Below are 16,465 nucleotides of genomic sequence, written 5' to 3'. Positions count from 1 at the left end.
TATAATCTTCTGTGGTAAAATTTTCATCAGATGAACAGGAGTTAAAAGTAATAGACATAATAGTCAAAACCATAAAGTTAAAAAAGTTTATTCATAATAGATGTTTTAAAATGATTAGTATTATAAAAATAGAAAATACAAAAATAAATAAATAGCTTCTTATTGTCTTTTGTTTGAAGCATTCGACAATACTTTGAAAGTAAGAAATAATAAGAATAATATATAGAGGGAATGGCTCTATAATACTTCTTTCTCTAACAAAGGATTGTATTCCAGCAAGCAATACAAAGCAAGAATAAATTAGAAATATTATGATGTCTTTATAAGTTCTTTCCTTATTTTTATAAATATCATAAACTTGGAAAGGAAAAAGAACTATAATGTAGAACCAAACAACCCAATTATTTGAAATGTTAGCTAAAAATGTATTCATAAAATTGTAGGTTTGTAATTCTTGAATACAAAAATACAAAATAAAAAAGAAATCAAACATTTAGAACGATATTTAATTTCAAATTCTTTTATATCATTCATTAATGCTTATTATAGCATTATATAGGGAATCCTATACGCTCTTTTATTTTCCTTTCATTCCTTTTAGCTTAATAAACCTTGCAAGAGTATTCCTATCCACTTTGCAAATATTTGCTATTTTTCTAAGAGAAGTACCATTCTTTAATAGCTCTGATATGAGTGTTTCTTTGCCTGAAAGTTTGTATTTCTCAGGAGAATTTTTGCGACCTTTCGGACGACCAAGCTTTATTCCCTCTGCTCTTTTTCTCGCTAACGCCTCTTTAGTGCGCTGGCTGATGAGGTTACGCTCTATCTCTGCAGAGAGTCCGAAGGCAAAGGCAAGGACTTTGCTCTGAATATCATCTCCAAGGCGGTAGTTGTCCTTAATAGTCCATACTCGACACTCCTTAACCATACATATATTGAGAATTTCCATTATCATAAACAAGTTACGCCCAAGCCGAGACAACTCGCTACATATAATAATATCATCTTTACCTGCTTTCTTAAGCAACTTACCCAGCTGCCGTTTGGTATAATTCTTTGTACCGCTAATAGTTTCTTCTATCCAATCATTAACTAAAAGATTTCGTTGCTTGCAAAAATTGCTAATCTCAAAGCGTTGGTTTTCTACTGTTTGCTTATCGCTGCTTACTCTAATATATCCGTAAATCATAATTGTATGTGTGATAATTATTACTTTCACAAATATAAATGGATATTTGTGTTGTTCAATACCGAACCTCTTTCGTACATGGTATGTCTTTTGAGTAACGGCGAGGTCGAAGATCAAGTGTATGATAAGAGTGATACTGTAGATATAGTGAGCTTGCTTTAAGCGATTAATAGCTATATATACAATAAGGAAAAATGATCTATTTTGATAAAAAAGAATAGAGCTGTTGATTAAAAATAATTTATTTTTGATGTATTTTTAATCTATTTTTCAGAGAAAAATAATTTATTTTTTTCTTATAAATTATATCTTTTTCTGTCTTAATATCCTATTTTTTTAACATATATATTTGCTCGTTTATATGTTAATAAAGCAGCTTGCGTTCTAAGTATATTAATTCTTAATAGTAAAACTCTATCATTAAAAGATAATTTATACTAATTTATTTGTAAATTTGTAGGTATGGAAAAGAGAATAATTGAATCGCTTAAGAATTGTCCACTCTTTGTTGAGATGAATGAGATAGAGATCGAAATGACTCTTATCAATACTCCTTATAGTATTATTAATTTAGAGGCACATGATGTATATGCTTTGGCAGGAATGCCTTGTAAGTATGCAGATATTATTATATGTGGCACTTTGGTATGTCGTATGGCTTCGCTTTCAGGAAAACAGGTAGAGGTAAGTAAGCTGTCTGAAGGAAACATTATAGCTCCTGCACTTATCTTTGCTCAAAACAAGGAAATGCCTGTAAGTGTAGAAACTATTAGCCGTGTAAAAATTCTCAGGTTGCGCCCAGAAGAATTAAAAAAACTTATTGATAACGATGAGCATTTAAGAATGAATTTTATTAGAATATTATCTAATATAAATATGTTTCTCACTCAGAAAATAAAATTTTTAAGTTTGTTTACCATAAAGGAGAAAGTAGCATATCTCTTATTAGAGTGTGCAGGCGAGCAAGGTAGTAATAGCATACATCTTACACGTTCAAGAAAAGAAATAGCTGATTCTTTTGGTATTCAGAAGTTTTCTTTATTAAGAGTGTTATCTCATTTTGAGAAAGATGGTGCTATTACTATCAAAGGGAAAGATATTACTATATTAGATAAGAAAAAGATGCTAAAATAGTAATTTGATTATTGTATATCTGTTATAAGCATTATGTTATCTATAACGCATCTTTAATATAGTATATCTTTAGGGTTGCTAACAAAAGTGGTAGCTCCATGTTTTAAGAGAAAATCTTTATCTCTAAATCCCCACAGTACACTTATACAGGGAAGATTACAGTTTTTAGCAGTCATTATATCTACATCACTATCGCCAATATATACTGCTCCTTTGCGTGAAACTCCCAATTCTTTTAACGCTTCAAGAACAGTGTCAGGGGCAGGTTTCTTTTTTATTGTTTCACGTTCTCCAATTGCAACATCTATAGTATCAGAAAAGAAATGGCAAGCAAGGTTTTTTGTAGCTGTATAAAACTTATTGCTGACTATGGCAAGGTGCTTGCCACGCTGTTTAAGCTCTGTAAGTAGAGCAGGAATGCCATCGTAAGGGCGCGTAGTGTCAAGATTATGTTTTAAGTAATGTTGCCTAAAGTCAGCGTATGTTTGTTCAAATTTAGGGTTGTTTTCTCCATGCGGAATGGCACGCTGCATAAGTTTTTTTACACCATTTCCCACAAACATTCTAATATCTTCTAAAGAATGTTCAGCCATACCATTTTTATGTAAAGCATAGTTAGTACTTTTTGCAAGATCTTCAAGTGTACTAAGTAAAGTACCATCGAGGTCAAAAATATAAGTATCGTATTCTTTCATTTTTATGTCAATATTGTTTTTATAAGCTTATAGATTGCGAAATGTTGTTAAGTTATAATTGTTTTGCAGTACAAAATTAAGAAATAAATGATGAAATACTTATCTTTGCACATCTTTATTAAGAAATAAGAGAAGTAAAATGGGTAAAAACAAAAAGAAAAAAGGTTCATCACATTCAAAAATAGTATTACTATTTATTTTTTTGATTGTGATATTAGGAGTATATTCGGCATTTTTTTCAGGTATGTCGAATAATGGTAAGGTAAGTTATATTACAGTAGATAAAGATGATACTCCAGATTCTATTTTATATAAATTAAAGCCTAAAGTAACACATTATAGCTTAATAGCTTATAAGCAGTTGGCAAGGTTGGTGGGTTATGGCAATAATATTCGCACAGGTAGATATAAGATAGGTAATAGTGGAGCACTTATGACCTTTCGTCATATTCGCAATGGTATGCAAGCTCCAGTGAGTTTAACTATTAGAAGTGTGCGAACACTTGGCGATTTAGCTGATGATGTGTGCAAGCAGATGATGTTTACCCGTACAGAATTTATGAATAAGATAACAGATGCAGAGACTTGCAAAAAATATGGTTATACGCCAACTACTATTATTGCGATGTTTGTACCTAACACATACGATTTTTATTGGAACACTTCTTTAGACAAATTTCTTAATAAAATAAGCAATGGTAGTAAAAAGTTTTGGAATTTTAGTCGATTACAGAAAGCTAAACAGATGGGACTTACTCCAACAGAAGTAATTACCTTAGCAAGCATAGTAGATGAAGAGACTGATAATGTTGGCGAGATGCCTATGGTAGCAGGTATGTATATGAATCGTTATAAAAAAGGTATGCGTTTGCAGGCAGATCCTACAGTGAAATACGCTACAGGCAACTTTACAGCACATCGTATTTATGAAAAATGGACACTTACAGATAGCCCTTATAACACATATAGATATAAAGGCTTACCTATAGGACCTATCCGTATACCTTCTGTTGCAGCTATTGATGCAGTGCTTAATTACGTGCATCATGATTATATGTATATGTGTGCTAAAGAAGACTTTAGTGGTACACATAATTTTTCCAAAACTTATAAAGAACATCAAGTTAATGCTTCTAACTATGCAAAGGCTTTAGATAAGAAAGGTATTAATTAAGAAAGAAAAAGACTATATGGGAACTATTTTTTAAAAGAGTTCCTTATTCAAAACCAGTCGGTGAGAGAATAGTGCTTAGGAGCTTGCTATTATGTGTATATAAAAAAGCTAAGCTCCTATATTAGTTCTACTTTGTCTATATGTTGCTCTTTATCGCAATAATGACATTTCAATATACCTTTTTCTTTATTAACTACATTAAAAATAGTTTCCATAGGCTCGTTGTTTGTAATACACTTAGGATTATTACATTTTACAATGCCCCGAAGCTCGTCAGGAGTTACTACTTTTTTCTTTTCTACCACTTCATAGTCTTTAATGATGTTCAGTACAACATTAGGTGCTACTACTGATAAACGTGAAATTTCGTCATCTGTGAAAAACTTATCGCTTACCTTAATAATACCTTTTGAACCTACCATCTTCGATGAAAAGTTAAAGCCTATAGTAACAGGTGTGACGAGCTTCTGGAGCTGTAATAAGTTTACAACATGAAAAGTTTTTTCTGTTGGAATATGGTCAATAACAGTTCCGTTCTGGATAGCTGCTACGAGCCTTTCTTTTTTTGACATATTCTTTTCTGACATATTTCTTTCTTTTTACTTGATAATGGTTTTATCTTTACGTATATCTTCTAATGTAATTCCTAAGCAATGACAGTATATAGCCTCTCTGGCAAAGAGCCCATTTTTAGCTTGCTGTATATAGTAAGCGTGAGGATCGTTATCAACATCGTATGCTATTTCGTTAACACGTGGCAATGGGTGTAGTATCCTCATGTTATCACGTGCTTTCGAGAGCATATCTTTGCGTAGTATATAAATATTTTTAACCTGTTCATATTCCATTAGGTCAGAGAAGCGTTCCTTTTGTACACGCGTCATGTATAATATATCGGCATTAGCAATAATATCAGGAGTAAACTCTTCGTGTTCTATATATCTTATATTATGTTTTTTACAATAGGCCTTATACTCCAAAGGCATAGCTAACGCTTTAGGTGCAATAAAATGAAAAGTAGGGTTAAAGTGTCGCATTGCCATGATAAGGGAATGTACAGTTCTACCGTATTTTAAGTCGCCAACAAGAAAGATGTTAAGATTTTCGAGCCTACCTTGTGTTTGATAAATAGTATATAGGTCTAATAAGCATTGTGAAGGATGCTGATGTGCTCCATCGCCAGCATTAATAATAGGTACAGGAGCTATTTCTGACGCATATTGCGCGGCTCCCTCGATATAGTGTCGCATAACGATAGCATCTGCATAATTTGAAACCATTAATATAGTATCTTTGAGTGTTTCACCTTTACTAACGCTTGACACTTTAGCATCTGTAAAACCTATAACTTTAGCTCCGAGCCTATTGGCTGCTGTTTCAAAACTTAAACGTGTGCGTGTAGATGGCTCATAAAATAATGTTGCTACAACTCTACCTTTTAAAAGCTCACGGTTAGGATACTTCTCAAACTCTTGCGCCATTTCGATTAAGTGTAGTAGCTCATCTCGATTTAGCGTCTTAATGTTTACAAAATTATGATTTTCCATTAGTCAGATAACTATTTTTATTATATTCTGATGGTAAAGTTACAGAAAATCATTATACTATCAAACCTAAAATGAAGAAAAAATTCTATTTATCAAAAAAACTTTTATTTATTTTGCTCTTTCCTTATTTAGAGGTATCTTTGCATATATTTTCATTAATTCTATAGATAGGATTTTTAATGAGTTGATAAATGAGAAGGCATTTCGTACATATTCTTTGGGGGTTATTTATAGCCATAGTAAGCATAATATTTATATTCTTTATTTCAGTTTGGAATGGTTGGATAGGTTATATGCCTAAAATGGACGAGCTTTCAGACCCTATAGATAAGTTTGCTTCCCAAGTTTATTCTTCAGATCAGAAGCTTATTGGAACATGGAATCAAGATAATGCTAACCGCGTAGCTGTGGGTTATAACAGCCTTTCTCCACACCTTGTTCATGCTTTGGTTTCTACAGAAGACGAGCGCTTTTATGAACATTCTGGTGTTGATTTCATTGCTTTAGGCCGTGCAATAGTAAAGCGTGGTGTTATGCGTCAGCAGAATGCTGGCGGAGGCTCAACGATAACGCAGCAGTTAGCGAAGCAAATATTTTCTGAAAAGGCACATAGTAGTTTTGAGCGTTTGCTTCAAAAGCCTATAGAATGGATAATAGCGATAAAGTTAGAGCGTTATTTTACAAAAGAAGAGATAATAGCGATGTACTTTAATTATTTCGACTTTTTACATAATGCTGTAGGTATTAAGCGAGCAGCTAATGTTTATTTTGATAAAGAGCCTAAGAATCTTAATATATTAGAGGCAGCACTTTTAGTGGGTTTGTGTAAGAATCCATCTCTTTATAATCCTTTACGCCACCCAGATCGTTGCTTGGATAGGCGTAATACGGTTATGATGCAAATGGCAAAGTCGGGTTATCTTACGCATGATGAGTATTTAGAGCTATGTAGTAAGCCTCTTGGTATTCATTATTCTGCTGACAAGCCTGTTAATGGATCGGCTAATTATTTCCAATCATTCTTACGTAGGTATATGATGGCAGTAAAGCCTGAACGTGCAAATTATAAATCGTGGCGTATGCGTGACTTTGTTCTTGACTCTATAGCATGGGAACAAGATCCTTTATATGGCTGGTGTAATAAAAACTTCAAGCGTAACGGTGAGCCTTATGATGTTAATTCTGATGGGCTTCGTATTTATACTACTATTGATACACGAATGCAGCAATATGCAGAAGAAGCGGTACGAAAGCAAGTAGGTGGCAAACTTCAGACATTGTTTAATCAAGCAAGTAGATATAAAAAGAATGCTCCTTTTTCTTCAAATCTTTCTCGACGTCAGATAAAAGCAATATTAAATGCAGCTTGTTTGCGTAGCAATCGTTATATTACCTTAAAAGAGCAGGGAGCTACAGCAGACGAGATAAAACGTAGTTTTCGTACTCCTCATGAAATGACTATTTTCACTTATCATGGCGATGTTGATACTGTAATGACTCCAATAGATTCTATTCGTTATTATAAATCATTTCTCCGTTCAGCTTTTATGAGTATGGATCCTAAAACAGGTGCAGTAAAAGCCTATGTGGGTGGTATTGATTATCAGCATTTTAAATATGATATGGTTATGGGCGGACGACGTCAGGTAGGCTCTACTATTAAGCCTTTTCTATATGCTTTAGCCATGCAGAACGGCATGACACCATGCTCTACAGCACCTAATATACAACGTACTTATGGTGGCTGGACTCCTCGTAATGGCTCACGCGCTCGTTATGGTCAAGAAGTATCTTTAAAGTGGGGATTACAACAGTCGAATAACTGGATTTCTGCTTATTTAATAAATCTTTTAGGAGCATCTCAATTTGTGAATATTTTGCATGATTTTGGTCTTAATAATCCTGATATAGATAAGAATGCTTCGCCAGTTCTTTGTCTTGGACCTTGTGAAGTTTCAGTGGGTGAGATGACAAGTGCTTATACTACTTTTGCAAATAATGGTATTCGTTGTGCTCCATTATATGTAACAAAGATAGAAGATAGTCATGGCAATGTGTTAGCAAAGTTTCAACCACTTATGACAGAGGTTATATCTTCTGCCTCTTCTAATCAGATGTTAGAAATGCTTATATCTGTAGTTAATGGAGGAACAGCTCGCCGCTTACGTAGCTATCTTAATTATACAGGTGATATAGGAGGTAAGACAGGTACTACTAATAACAATTCTGATGGCTGGTTTATGGGTATAACTCCAGAGCTTGTTAATGGTTGTTGGGTAGGTGGAGAAGATCGTGATATCCGCTTTGAATCTACTGCACTTGGACAAGGAGCCTCTACAGCTCTTCCTGTTTGGGCATATTATATGCAACTTATTTATGCCGATAAGCGTTTGGGATATCATTCTTCTGCAAAATTCAAATTTCCTCCAAACTTTAATTCATGTGCAGTTACTGATACTGTTAGTATTAATGGTATTCAGGAAGAATATTTTTGATGAATATAAAGAGGTTATTTCTTATAATACATTTAAGGGTATAAAATTTATTTTTTATCAAATTTATAAATGCTTATATAACTTACATATTAATATTACAAACCATTGAACGCAAAAGAACTATTAGATAATGCTCTTGGGCATTTAAGAAAAAAAAATATTAGTAGAGCAATAAGTTTACTAGATCTATTATATAAAGAGCAACCATCATTATTGGGTTGTGATGAGTTTGAGAACATAAAGGTGAGCTTTGGCTTATTGCTTGAATATATGCAGAAGAATGTTGAAGATCCTCATCGTGATGACCTTTATATAACCTTGTTGCAGCGATTATATGCTGTTACAGCTAATTTAAAGGTTAGCTGGCATTGTAAGCACACCCCTATATATATTGATTCTTTTCGTAAAAGCAATCATTTAAATACAAGTTATGACTTTTTACGTACTGTTTTAGAGGAGTTTGTTTCTGATGTAGCATTGTTATCATTAAAGGAAGATGTAGTTAGGAAGCAAAAACAAGAAGAGCTTTACGAAAGGCATCTTGTTTTTATAGACAGATTATTTAGTACTATTATTATTTCTTTGCAATGGAATGATGACGAACGTGATTTTTATGAGAAACTTCTCTTAGCACCAACTATAGATGTAATTGATCAACAGATTATCATAGCAGCTGTTATGATGAGTGGTATGAATCAGTTTGATGTAAACAAGTTTAAATTGCTTGTAAACATTTATAGCAAAGCTACAGAAGAAGGTGTACGTCAGCGAGCATTAGTAGGCTGGGTTCTTATGCTCAGTGAAGAAGGTTTTATATATAATGAGTATAAAAAAATCATAGAAGATCTTTGTTGTAATAAAAATATAGCAAAGACTCTTTATGAGCTTCAGATACAATTTCTTCTTAGTAAAGATGCTAAAAAAGATAATGCTGCTATAGAACGAGATATTATGCCAGATATAATTAAAGCTCAAAATCTACAGAGCGACAGAATAGGCATTAATCTCGAAAATAAAATTAGCGAGGACGATATCTTTAATGCACATGCAGAGGAAGAAATGATGGAAAAGATGGAGGATAAGATTAATAAGATGGGAGAGATGTTCAGAAATGGCTCAGATGTTTATTTTGGAGGATTTCGCCAGATGAAATCTTTTCCCATTTTTCGTTCTATAGTAACATGGTTTTCTCCATTTTATGCAGAACATCCAGGACTTAGGCAGGTGTGTGAGAAGGTAGGAGCTGATAAGATAATAGACACATTAGTTAAGAACGGAGCTTTCTGTGAGTCGGATAAATATTCATTTACTTGTGCTTTGGGAGCTGTTATTGATAGGATTCCACCTCAGATGAAAGAGGCTCTTTATAGTAATGCTACTTTGATGCCATTGGGCGGATTAGATGTAGAACATTTATGCGCACCAGCTTACATTCGTAGAATGTTTATACAAGACCTTTATAGATTTTTTGAGTTATTTCCAAATTTAACAGGTATAGTTAATCCTTTTAATCAGATAAAAGTTACATTAGAATCGCCAAATATTCTGTTCTTTATAAATAAAGTTTTTGAGAAGACAGGGTTAGATGCTTATAAGCTAAAAGTTGCTTTCCAGCTTTATAAACGTAAAATGAAGTATGAGACAAGTAGCTTACTACGCACCTTTAAAGAAGAAAAGTCAGATTATTATGCTCTTTCAGCTAAGGCAGCTCTACCTATGGTGAATTTTAATGATTTCACCAAGGCAATAGCATTAGATCCATCTAACGAGTGGGCTTTAGAAGGATATGCTAAAGGTCTGTTATCTGTTTCTATGTATGATAAAGCAGAAAAACTTTATCTTCAACTAATGAAAGAACATCCTGATAATTTATCATATACACTTAACTATACACTATGTCTTTTGAATTTAGACAAATTGGAAAAGGCAAAGAGTATGATATTTAAGGTATATTATAAATATGATACAAATAAAAATGTAAAGCGACTATTTGCGTGGATAATGCTTAAAGATGATAATATAGAAAAAGCATATAATGTATATACAGAATTATTAGAAATGCCCTCTGTAAAGGCTGAAGATTATCTTAATGCTGGTTATTCAAGGTGGTTTAAAGGCGATATAGATGAAGCTTCTAAATTATTTAAACGTTGGGCTACACATGTTAATCAATCGGAAACATCATTAGATCGTGAATTTGCGCGTGATAAAGATTTACTCGACAAATATGGTATATCAGACGTTTCTAAAATATTGATGCAAGCACTGGTAGAAAAATAAAATAAAAATAAATTTGCTCACTTTTATTTTATATTGTACCTTTGTATCGCATTTGAGTATTGGTAGCTGTTTCGGATTAAGATAAAGAACGTCTGAGTGATAACGCAGCACACTCTTATAAATTTTTATCGCCGATATGGCTCAGTTGGTAGAGCAACGCATTCGTAATGCGTAGGTCCCGGGTTCGAGTCCCGGTATCGGCTCATATTGCGGAATTAGCACATCGGTAGTGCACGGGCTTCCCAAGCCTGGGAGGCGGGTTCGATTCCCGTATTCCGCTCAAGATTGAAAACGATTTCCTATATTTAGGAAGTCGTTTTTTTAATTTTATTTTCTTACTTTTGTAGTCTATAAAAAAGAAATATAATAATTAATATAAGACAAACCAAAACATCATGGAACAGTTATTAATAAATAGTTATGATGAGTTTGCATCATATTTAGGTAAGAAGTTAGGTGAGAGTGAGTGGCTTGCAGTAGATCAAGATCGTATAAATCTTTTTGCTGATGCTACTCTTGATCATCAATGGATACATGTAGATACAAAGCGTGCTAATGAGGAGTCGCCTTATCATAGTACTATAGCGCATGGCTATCTTACATTGTCATTACTACCATATATGTGGAATCAGATTATTAAGGTTAATAATCTGAAGATGATGGTAAATTACGGTATGGATAAAATGCGTTTTGGCAATCCTGTTATAACAGGATCACGTATAAGACTTGTTGCAACTCTTGATACAATAGAAAATCTTCGTGGTATTTGTCGTGCAGGTATTAAATTTCAGATAGAAATAGAAGGACAGCGCAAGCCTGCATTAGAAGGAATAGCAACATTTTTATATTATTTTGCCTAAAATATTATCTTTATTATTTATAGATATTTTAGTAAAATATATTTTTTAGGCTTGTGCAAATTTATGATTAAAACAAATGTGTTAAAATAAAATAAGCCCCTTATATCTTTTATAATTTACGATATAAGGGGTTTGCTGTGATTTTATATTATACTTAATTATATATCTTCGTTTTCTTCTGTTTTTTTTCGTGGACCTCTACGCTTCTTAACCTTATCTTCAGGAAGATCTACCTTAACTCCAGCAAGTTCGGGATCTATTAAGATTCTGCCACAATATTCACAGACAATAATCTTCTTGTGCATCTTAATGTCTAATTGTCTCTGAGGTGGAATCTTATTAAAGCAGCCTCCACACGCATCACGTTGCACATAAACGATACCTAAACCATTGCGAGCTCCTTTACGAATGCGTTTAAAGCTGCGAAGTAGTCCGGGTTCGATCTTTGTTTCAAGCTCACTTGCTTTTGACTTTAGTTCAGTTTCTTCTTCACGAGTCTCCTGCATTATGTCATCGAGCTCGTTACGTTTATCATTTAAAGCATGTTGCTTGTTATCAAGCTGTTCATGTGTTGTTATAAGATCTGCTTGTTTCTCTTCTACTTTAATTTGCGCCTCTTTTATTTTTTTGTTACAAAGCTCAATTTCCAATGTTTGGAACTCTATCTGCTTTGTTAAAGAATCGTATTCACGATTATTAGCAACAGTTTCTAACTGTTGGTTGTAACGTTTAAGACTAGCTTCTGCTTCAATGATCTCTCCTTTTTTCTGTGTAATAGAGTGTTGGAAATCTTTTATGTCTTGTTCTATTTTTTCTATACGAGTATGAAGTCCTTCAAGGTCGTCTTCTAAATCACGTACTTCAAGTGGTAGCTCTCCTCGCAATGCACGCTTTTCATCAATGGTAGACAAGGTTTGTTGCAATGCAAAAAGATTTTTTAGTTTATCTTCCACTGGTAACTCCTTAAGATCTTTTTTTGCCATAATTGTTATTTATATATTAATTTTGTTATTTTGTTTTTGTTACAAGTAGATAATAGGATTAGTATTTATATTAGATAGATAGCATTTTACCTTAGAGCAATCTCTCTCTATGATAGCTTTAAATATTTCAACAGTAAATTGCTCACTTTGATAATGTCCAATAGCGCAAAGTTGTATTGTTTGCTCATAACCAAAAAAATCATGGTAACTTATTTCTCCGGTAACAAACGCATCAACCCCAGCTTCTACGGCATCTTTTATTAGGAAAGCTCCTGAACCACCACAAAGGGCAATAGTTTTTATGTTACGCCTTAACAGTTGATTTGCTTGAAGACACTCTACTTTAAAACATTTTTTAAGCAATATAATAAAATCGTCAGCAGCTAAAGGAACAGGAAAGTCTCCTATAATACCATCTGAGGCATAAGTTATTTTACCATTAATATTATTAGCTACTTGTTTTGTTTTTCCAAATGTTCGAAGATTAGTTAAATGGAGTTTTTCGGCTATTTTATTATTTACTCCTCCCCATACAGCATCCATATTAGTGTGCATGGCTACTACTGTAATACCATTTTGTATAGCTTTTATAATTGTGCGTTGCACATAAGTTTCAGTAGTTATATGAGCTAATTTGTGAAATATAAGAGGGTGGTGGGCTACAATAAGATTGCATCCCTTATATATAGCCTCATCTATGATAGGCTCTGTTACGTCAAGACATAATAAAACCCCTGAGACATCCACGTCTGTTAATCCTATTTGTAAGCCAGCATTATCGTAGCTTTCTTGCAATGGCAGAGGTGCGAATTGTTCAAGGGCGTTAATAACTTCCTTTATTTTCATGCTATGCATAAAATTATTTAGAATACAAAGGTATATATTTTATAGCATATTGCCAACAATTATGCTAAAAGGTTACTATATTATAGTAGCTATTTAATATTATTTAAAACAGATATTTTCTTTTTGTATGGGGATTTTATATTTATATGATTGTTATATTTTTATTTCGGTTATATTTTGTGCTTATATATTTTTTTTATACTTTTGGTTTCTTAAAATATTTTATTGGCAAATTAGTTTTGTCATGAGGGTATTGTTATATTTATCATGTTAAGATTGAAGATGCGTCAAATTATAAATCATTTTACAGATGATGACCTGTATAAGTTATCAATGTGTTGTGCTGTTATTGACAACTATCCGCGTGCTCAAGTGCGTTATCAGTTTGTAGACCGTGACGACACAATTTATCCTTTCGGGTTTGCTGAAGAGGTTCGACATCAAATAGAATTATTAGAAAATATAGTTATTAGTGATGAAGAGATAGAATTTATGAAGCGTAAATGTACCTTTTTACCCGAATGGTTTTTAACTTATCTAAGAGGTTATCGTTTTGATCATAGATGGGTAAAGGTATGGCAAACTGAGGAGGGCTATTTACATATTGAGTTTGAAGGTCTTTGGGCAGATACTATATTGCTAGAGGTAAAGGTACTTGCAATCATTTCAGAATTGTATTATATATTTAATGGTCAAGCAGAAGAACTTGATTATAAAGAGTTATATAATAAAACATACCATAAGGCAGAGCGTTTATTAGAAGCTGGCTGTGTTTTTTCTGATTTTGGAACTCGCCGTCGTGCAAGTTTGGTAGCAGAAGATACAGCTATTAAAGCTCTTAAAGATTGCGCTAATAGTAGGTTATGGACAGGAAAGTTTGTTGGTACAAGTAATGTTTATTTAGCTATGAAGCATGATATAACCCCTGTTGGAACTATGGCTCATGAATTTATTTGTGCTATAGGAGGTATGTTTGGACCTCAGATGGCTAATCATATTGCAATGGAAGCTTGGAGTCATACTTTTCGTGGTGCCTTAGGAACTTTCCTTTATGATTCTTTTGGATGGGATATATTTTCTTATAATTTTGCGGAAAATTTTGCTCAGATGTTTAAGGGTTTGCGTGTAGATTCTGGTGATAATTATGATCAGTTAGATAAGATCTGTGCAAAGTATAAATCACTTGGCATTGATCCTAAAACAAAACAAGTTGTTTTTTCTAATGCATTAGATACTGATAGCGTTATAGAGTTAAATAGAGTAGCATGCAAGCGAGTTATTCCATCTTTTGGGATAGGGACTCATTTTACAAATGATTTTGCAGGTGTAAAGCCTCGTAATATTGTTATAAAACTTGTTGCAGTAAAAATTACAGAGTCTTGGCCGTATTTTAACGATACGTGTAAAATTTCAGAGGATAAAGGAAAACATACAGGGAAGCCAGATGTGATAGAGAGATTTATGAAATTAATACATTTTCAGGAGTAATTAGAAGAAGATAATGACTTTTATTAAAGATGTAAAATAATATAAATAAAAGCAATAGCTATTTATTTTTAATACAATATCTATATATAAATGCGCACATTAATTATTGATAATTACGATTCTTTTACTTGTAATCTTTTTCATCTGTTACAGTTAGCTGCCCCCAAAAATGAAACTTTTGAAGTATTAAAGAACGATGAAGTTTGCTTTTCTAAATTGCATAAATATCATCGTATCGTTGCATCTCCAGGACCGGGCTTACCTTGTGAAGCTGGTAGCCTGTTGAAAATATTTACAAAGATAGAGGATAGAGTTCCTTATTTGGGGGTATGTTTAGGGCATCAGGCATTAGCTGAGGCATATGGAGCAAGGTTATGTCAGTTACCCATCCCTGTTCATGGAGGTACATCACAGGTTGTCATTAATAATAAATCTTCTATTTTTAAGCATTTGAATAGTTATATAATAGTAGCACGTTATCATTCATGGGTTGTGGAAAGGAATAGTTTACCATGTTCGTTTGAAATTATTTCAGAAACTAAAACGGGTATCATCATGGGATTGCAACATCGTAATGCGCCTTTGTATGGTGTTCAATTTCACCCAGAGTCGTTTATGACTTCATGTGGATTACAAATACTTCAAAACTTTTATAATCTATGAAAATAGAGAGACCAGAGATTGTTGTGAAAGAGATGAATCGTTGTGCAGCAAGTAAAATTCCTTTTCTTTTTGCTTTCGACTTTGAGATAGATAATGCTTTTTTTATAGAAAACCCTCTTGAACAGCAAAAGGTTCTTTTTCGAACACCTTTGGGAGGTAATAGTCTTGTTAAAAATAAACATATAAAAGATTGTCTTATAGCGAAACCAATAAGTTTTAAAACTTATAAAAAACGTTTTGATATTGTTAGTGAAGGTTTATATCGTGGCGACTCGTTTTTAACTAATCTCACAGTGCAAACACCTATTACTTGTAAAACTTCGTTGCTTGAAATATTTGAAACATCAAATGCTCCTTATTGTCTCTTTGTGCCTAAAAAGTTCGTATGTTTTTCTCCTGAGATATTTGTGCGTATAAATGGTAATACAATTTCTACTTTTCCAATGAAGGGAACAATAGATGCTACTGTAAAAAATGCTAAAGAAACTATTCTTAATAATCCTAAAGAGGCAGCAGAACATGTTACTGTAGTAGACCTACTTCGTAATGATTTAGGATTAAATGCCAATGATATAAGAGTGGTAAAATATAGATATATAAATAAAATAGATACTTTTCAACGTTCTATTTTGCAAGTCAGCAGCGAAATAAAAGGTACACTTGAAGATGATTGGCAAACACGATTGGGGGATATTATTTTATCTATGTTACCAGCAGGCTCTGTTTCAGGTGCCCCGAAAGTTGCTACTACTAAGATTATACGAAAAGCAGAACAAGGTCAAAAGCGTGGGTTTTACACAGGTGTTTTTGGATATTATGATGGGAAACGTGTAGATAGTGGTGTGTTAATCAGATATATAGAGGAAATAGAAGGAAAATATTTCTTTCGTAGTGGTGGTGGCATTACCGTGAATAGTAGTTGTATATCAGAATACAATGAAGTAATTGAAAAGATTTATATCCCAAGATAATGGCTTTATTATTTAAAGTGTATACTAATATTATTAATAATATATAAAAGCAATGATAACAGTAGTAGTTCCTATATATAATGTAGAGAAAGTTTTAAATTATTGTCTATCAAGTATTCAGAAACAAACATATACTAATA

14 protein-coding genes and 2 tRNA genes are annotated in these 16,465 nt (G+C 33.0%); 10 read left to right on the top strand and 6 right to left on the bottom strand.

Features of this window, described 5'->3' with window-relative positions; genetic code table 11:
- Window positions 1–577 precede the first annotated feature (577 nt).
- Window positions 578–1,189 (bottom strand): master DNA invertase Mpi family serine-type recombinase, encoded by a 612-nt coding sequence (locus tag HMPREF9018_RS01230; protein ID WP_008446931.1) that lies wholly within the window; start codon window positions 1,187–1,189, stop codon window positions 578–580.
- Window positions 1,190–1,651: 462 nt separating this feature from the next.
- Between HMPREF9018_RS01230 and HMPREF9018_RS01225 the strand changes: the two genes are divergently transcribed.
- On the top strand, window positions 1,652–2,323 hold the full coding sequence (locus HMPREF9018_RS01225) for a Crp/Fnr family transcriptional regulator (protein ID WP_008446939.1): 672 nt from the start codon (window positions 1,652–1,654) through the stop codon (window positions 2,321–2,323).
- Between the two features lie 53 nt (window positions 2,324–2,376).
- On the opposite strand, the gene HMPREF9018_RS01220 is transcribed toward HMPREF9018_RS01225, so the two are convergent.
- The gene (locus tag HMPREF9018_RS01220) at window positions 2,377–3,018 is read right to left on the bottom strand and encodes an HAD family hydrolase (protein WP_008446955.1); all 642 of its coding nucleotides are present in this window, start codon (window positions 3,016–3,018) and stop codon (window positions 2,377–2,379) included.
- 139 nt (window positions 3,019–3,157) lie between these two features.
- Here HMPREF9018_RS01220 and mltG point away from each other — a divergent pair, with 139 nt between their 5' ends.
- A complete protein-coding gene (gene mltG, locus HMPREF9018_RS01215; protein WP_008446941.1) occupies window positions 3,158–4,192 on the top strand; it encodes an endolytic transglycosylase MltG in 1,035 nt (344 codons plus the stop codon).
- Between the two features lie 116 nt (window positions 4,193–4,308).
- On the opposite strand, the gene pyrI is transcribed toward mltG, so the two are convergent.
- Both pyrI and pyrB read right to left on the bottom strand, forming a co-directional pair.
- On the bottom strand, window positions 4,309–4,764 hold the full coding sequence (gene pyrI, locus HMPREF9018_RS01210) for an aspartate carbamoyltransferase regulatory subunit (protein WP_024992617.1): 456 nt from the start codon (window positions 4,762–4,764) through the stop codon (window positions 4,309–4,311).
- A 27-nt stretch (window positions 4,765–4,791) separates the two neighbouring features.
- A complete protein-coding gene (gene pyrB / locus HMPREF9018_RS01205) occupies window positions 4,792–5,739 on the bottom strand; it encodes an aspartate carbamoyltransferase (RefSeq protein WP_008446953.1) in 948 nt (315 codons plus the stop codon).
- Window positions 5,740–5,930: 191 nt separating this feature from the next.
- On the opposite strand from pyrB, the gene HMPREF9018_RS01200 reads away from it, so the two are divergent.
- From HMPREF9018_RS01200 to HMPREF9018_RS01180, 5 genes are all read left to right on the top strand, one after another.
- Window positions 5,931–8,234 (top strand): transglycosylase domain-containing protein, encoded by a 2,304-nt coding sequence (locus tag HMPREF9018_RS01200; RefSeq protein ID WP_008446947.1) that lies wholly within the window; start codon window positions 5,931–5,933, stop codon window positions 8,232–8,234.
- A gap of 105 nt (window positions 8,235–8,339) precedes the next feature.
- Window positions 8,340–10,514, top strand: coding sequence for a tetratricopeptide repeat protein (locus tag HMPREF9018_RS01195; protein ID WP_019035555.1), 2,175 nt, complete (start codon window positions 8,340–8,342; stop codon window positions 10,512–10,514).
- A 130-nt stretch (window positions 10,515–10,644) separates the two neighbouring features.
- Window positions 10,645–10,717 (top strand) — tRNA-Thr (locus tag HMPREF9018_RS01190).
- Window positions 10,718–10,723: 6 nt separating this feature from the next.
- Window positions 10,724–10,794: transfer RNA gene (locus HMPREF9018_RS01185), tRNA-Gly, on the top strand.
- Between the two features lie 115 nt (window positions 10,795–10,909).
- The gene (locus HMPREF9018_RS01180; protein ID WP_008446957.1) at window positions 10,910–11,374 is read left to right on the top strand and encodes a MaoC family dehydratase; all 465 of its coding nucleotides are present in this window, start codon (window positions 10,910–10,912) and stop codon (window positions 11,372–11,374) included.
- 158 nt (window positions 11,375–11,532) lie between these two features.
- On the opposite strand, the gene HMPREF9018_RS01175 is transcribed toward HMPREF9018_RS01180, so the two are convergent.
- Window positions 11,533–12,357 carry a zinc ribbon domain-containing protein gene (locus HMPREF9018_RS01175; protein ID WP_008446935.1) on the bottom strand — a complete coding sequence of 275 codons (825 nt, stop codon included), beginning with the start codon at window positions 12,355–12,357 and terminating at the stop codon, window positions 11,533–11,535.
- Between the two features lie 39 nt (window positions 12,358–12,396).
- Window positions 12,397–13,212, bottom strand: coding sequence for a Nif3-like dinuclear metal center hexameric protein (locus HMPREF9018_RS01170; protein ID WP_039863909.1), 816 nt, complete (start codon window positions 13,210–13,212; stop codon window positions 12,397–12,399).
- Between the two features lie 273 nt (window positions 13,213–13,485).
- On the opposite strand from HMPREF9018_RS01170, the gene pncB reads away from it, so the two are divergent.
- The 3 genes from pncB to HMPREF9018_RS01155 all read left to right on the top strand — a co-directional run bounded on the left by pncB (window position 13,486) and on the right by HMPREF9018_RS01155 (window position 16,325).
- Window positions 13,486–14,691 (top strand): nicotinate phosphoribosyltransferase, encoded by a 1,206-nt coding sequence (gene pncB / locus HMPREF9018_RS01165; RefSeq protein WP_008446943.1) that lies wholly within the window; start codon window positions 13,486–13,488, stop codon window positions 14,689–14,691.
- A 90-nt stretch (window positions 14,692–14,781) separates the two neighbouring features.
- Window positions 14,782–15,354, top strand: coding sequence for an anthranilate synthase component II (locus HMPREF9018_RS01160; RefSeq protein WP_008446951.1), 573 nt, complete (start codon window positions 14,782–14,784; stop codon window positions 15,352–15,354).
- Window positions 15,351–16,325, top strand: a complete 975-nt coding sequence (locus tag HMPREF9018_RS01155) for an aminodeoxychorismate synthase component I (RefSeq protein WP_008446945.1) — start codon at window positions 15,351–15,353, stop codon at window positions 16,323–16,325. The genes HMPREF9018_RS01160 and HMPREF9018_RS01155 overlap by 4 nt, the downstream gene beginning before the upstream one ends.
- Window positions 16,326–16,465 lie beyond the last annotated feature (140 nt).

Origin of the sequence: Prevotella amnii CRIS 21A-A, assembly GCF_000177355.1 — a bacterium.
In the GTDB taxonomy this organism is placed as follows: Bacteria; Bacteroidota; Bacteroidia; order Bacteroidales; family Bacteroidaceae; genus Prevotella; species Prevotella amnii.
Note: the sequence above shows the minus strand (reverse complement) of the source record. Positions and strands in the feature narration are given on the sequence as shown.

What these genes read in the sequence shown, in the direction of transcription:
- HMPREF9018_RS01230 (WP_008446931.1), bottom strand. Translation starts at nt 1,189, where the DNA reads ATGATTTACGGATATATTAGAGTAAGCAGCGATAAGCAAACAGTAGAA.
- HMPREF9018_RS01225 (WP_008446939.1), top strand. Translation starts at nt 1,652, where the DNA reads ATGGAAAAGAGAATAATTGAATCGCTTAAGAATTGTCCACTCTTTGTT.
- HMPREF9018_RS01220 (WP_008446955.1), bottom strand. Translation starts at nt 3,018, where the DNA reads ATGAAAGAATACGATACTTATATTTTTGACCTCGATGGTACTTTACTT.
- mltG (WP_008446941.1), top strand. Translation starts at nt 3,158, where the DNA reads ATGGGTAAAAACAAAAAGAAAAAAGGTTCATCACATTCAAAAATAGTA.
- pyrI (WP_024992617.1), bottom strand. Translation starts at nt 4,764, where the DNA reads ATGTCAAAAAAAGAAAGGCTCGTAGCAGCTATCCAGAACGGAACTGTT.
- pyrB (WP_008446953.1), bottom strand. Translation starts at nt 5,739, where the DNA reads ATGGAAAATCATAATTTTGTAAACATTAAGACGCTAAATCGAGATGAG.
- HMPREF9018_RS01200 (WP_008446947.1), top strand. Translation starts at nt 5,931, where the DNA reads ATGAGAAGGCATTTCGTACATATTCTTTGGGGGTTATTTATAGCCATA.
- HMPREF9018_RS01180 (WP_008446957.1), top strand. Translation starts at nt 10,910, where the DNA reads ATGGAACAGTTATTAATAAATAGTTATGATGAGTTTGCATCATATTTA.
- HMPREF9018_RS01175 (WP_008446935.1), bottom strand. Translation starts at nt 12,357, where the DNA reads ATGGCAAAAAAAGATCTTAAGGAGTTACCAGTGGAAGATAAACTAAAA.
- HMPREF9018_RS01170 (WP_039863909.1), bottom strand. Translation starts at nt 13,212, where the DNA reads ATGCATAGCATGAAAATAAAGGAAGTTATTAACGCCCTTGAACAATTC.
- pncB (WP_008446943.1), top strand. Translation starts at nt 13,486, where the DNA reads ATGCGTCAAATTATAAATCATTTTACAGATGATGACCTGTATAAGTTA.
- HMPREF9018_RS01160 (WP_008446951.1), top strand. Translation starts at nt 14,782, where the DNA reads ATGCGCACATTAATTATTGATAATTACGATTCTTTTACTTGTAATCTT.
- HMPREF9018_RS01155 (WP_008446945.1), top strand. Translation starts at nt 15,351, where the DNA reads ATGAAAATAGAGAGACCAGAGATTGTTGTGAAAGAGATGAATCGTTGT.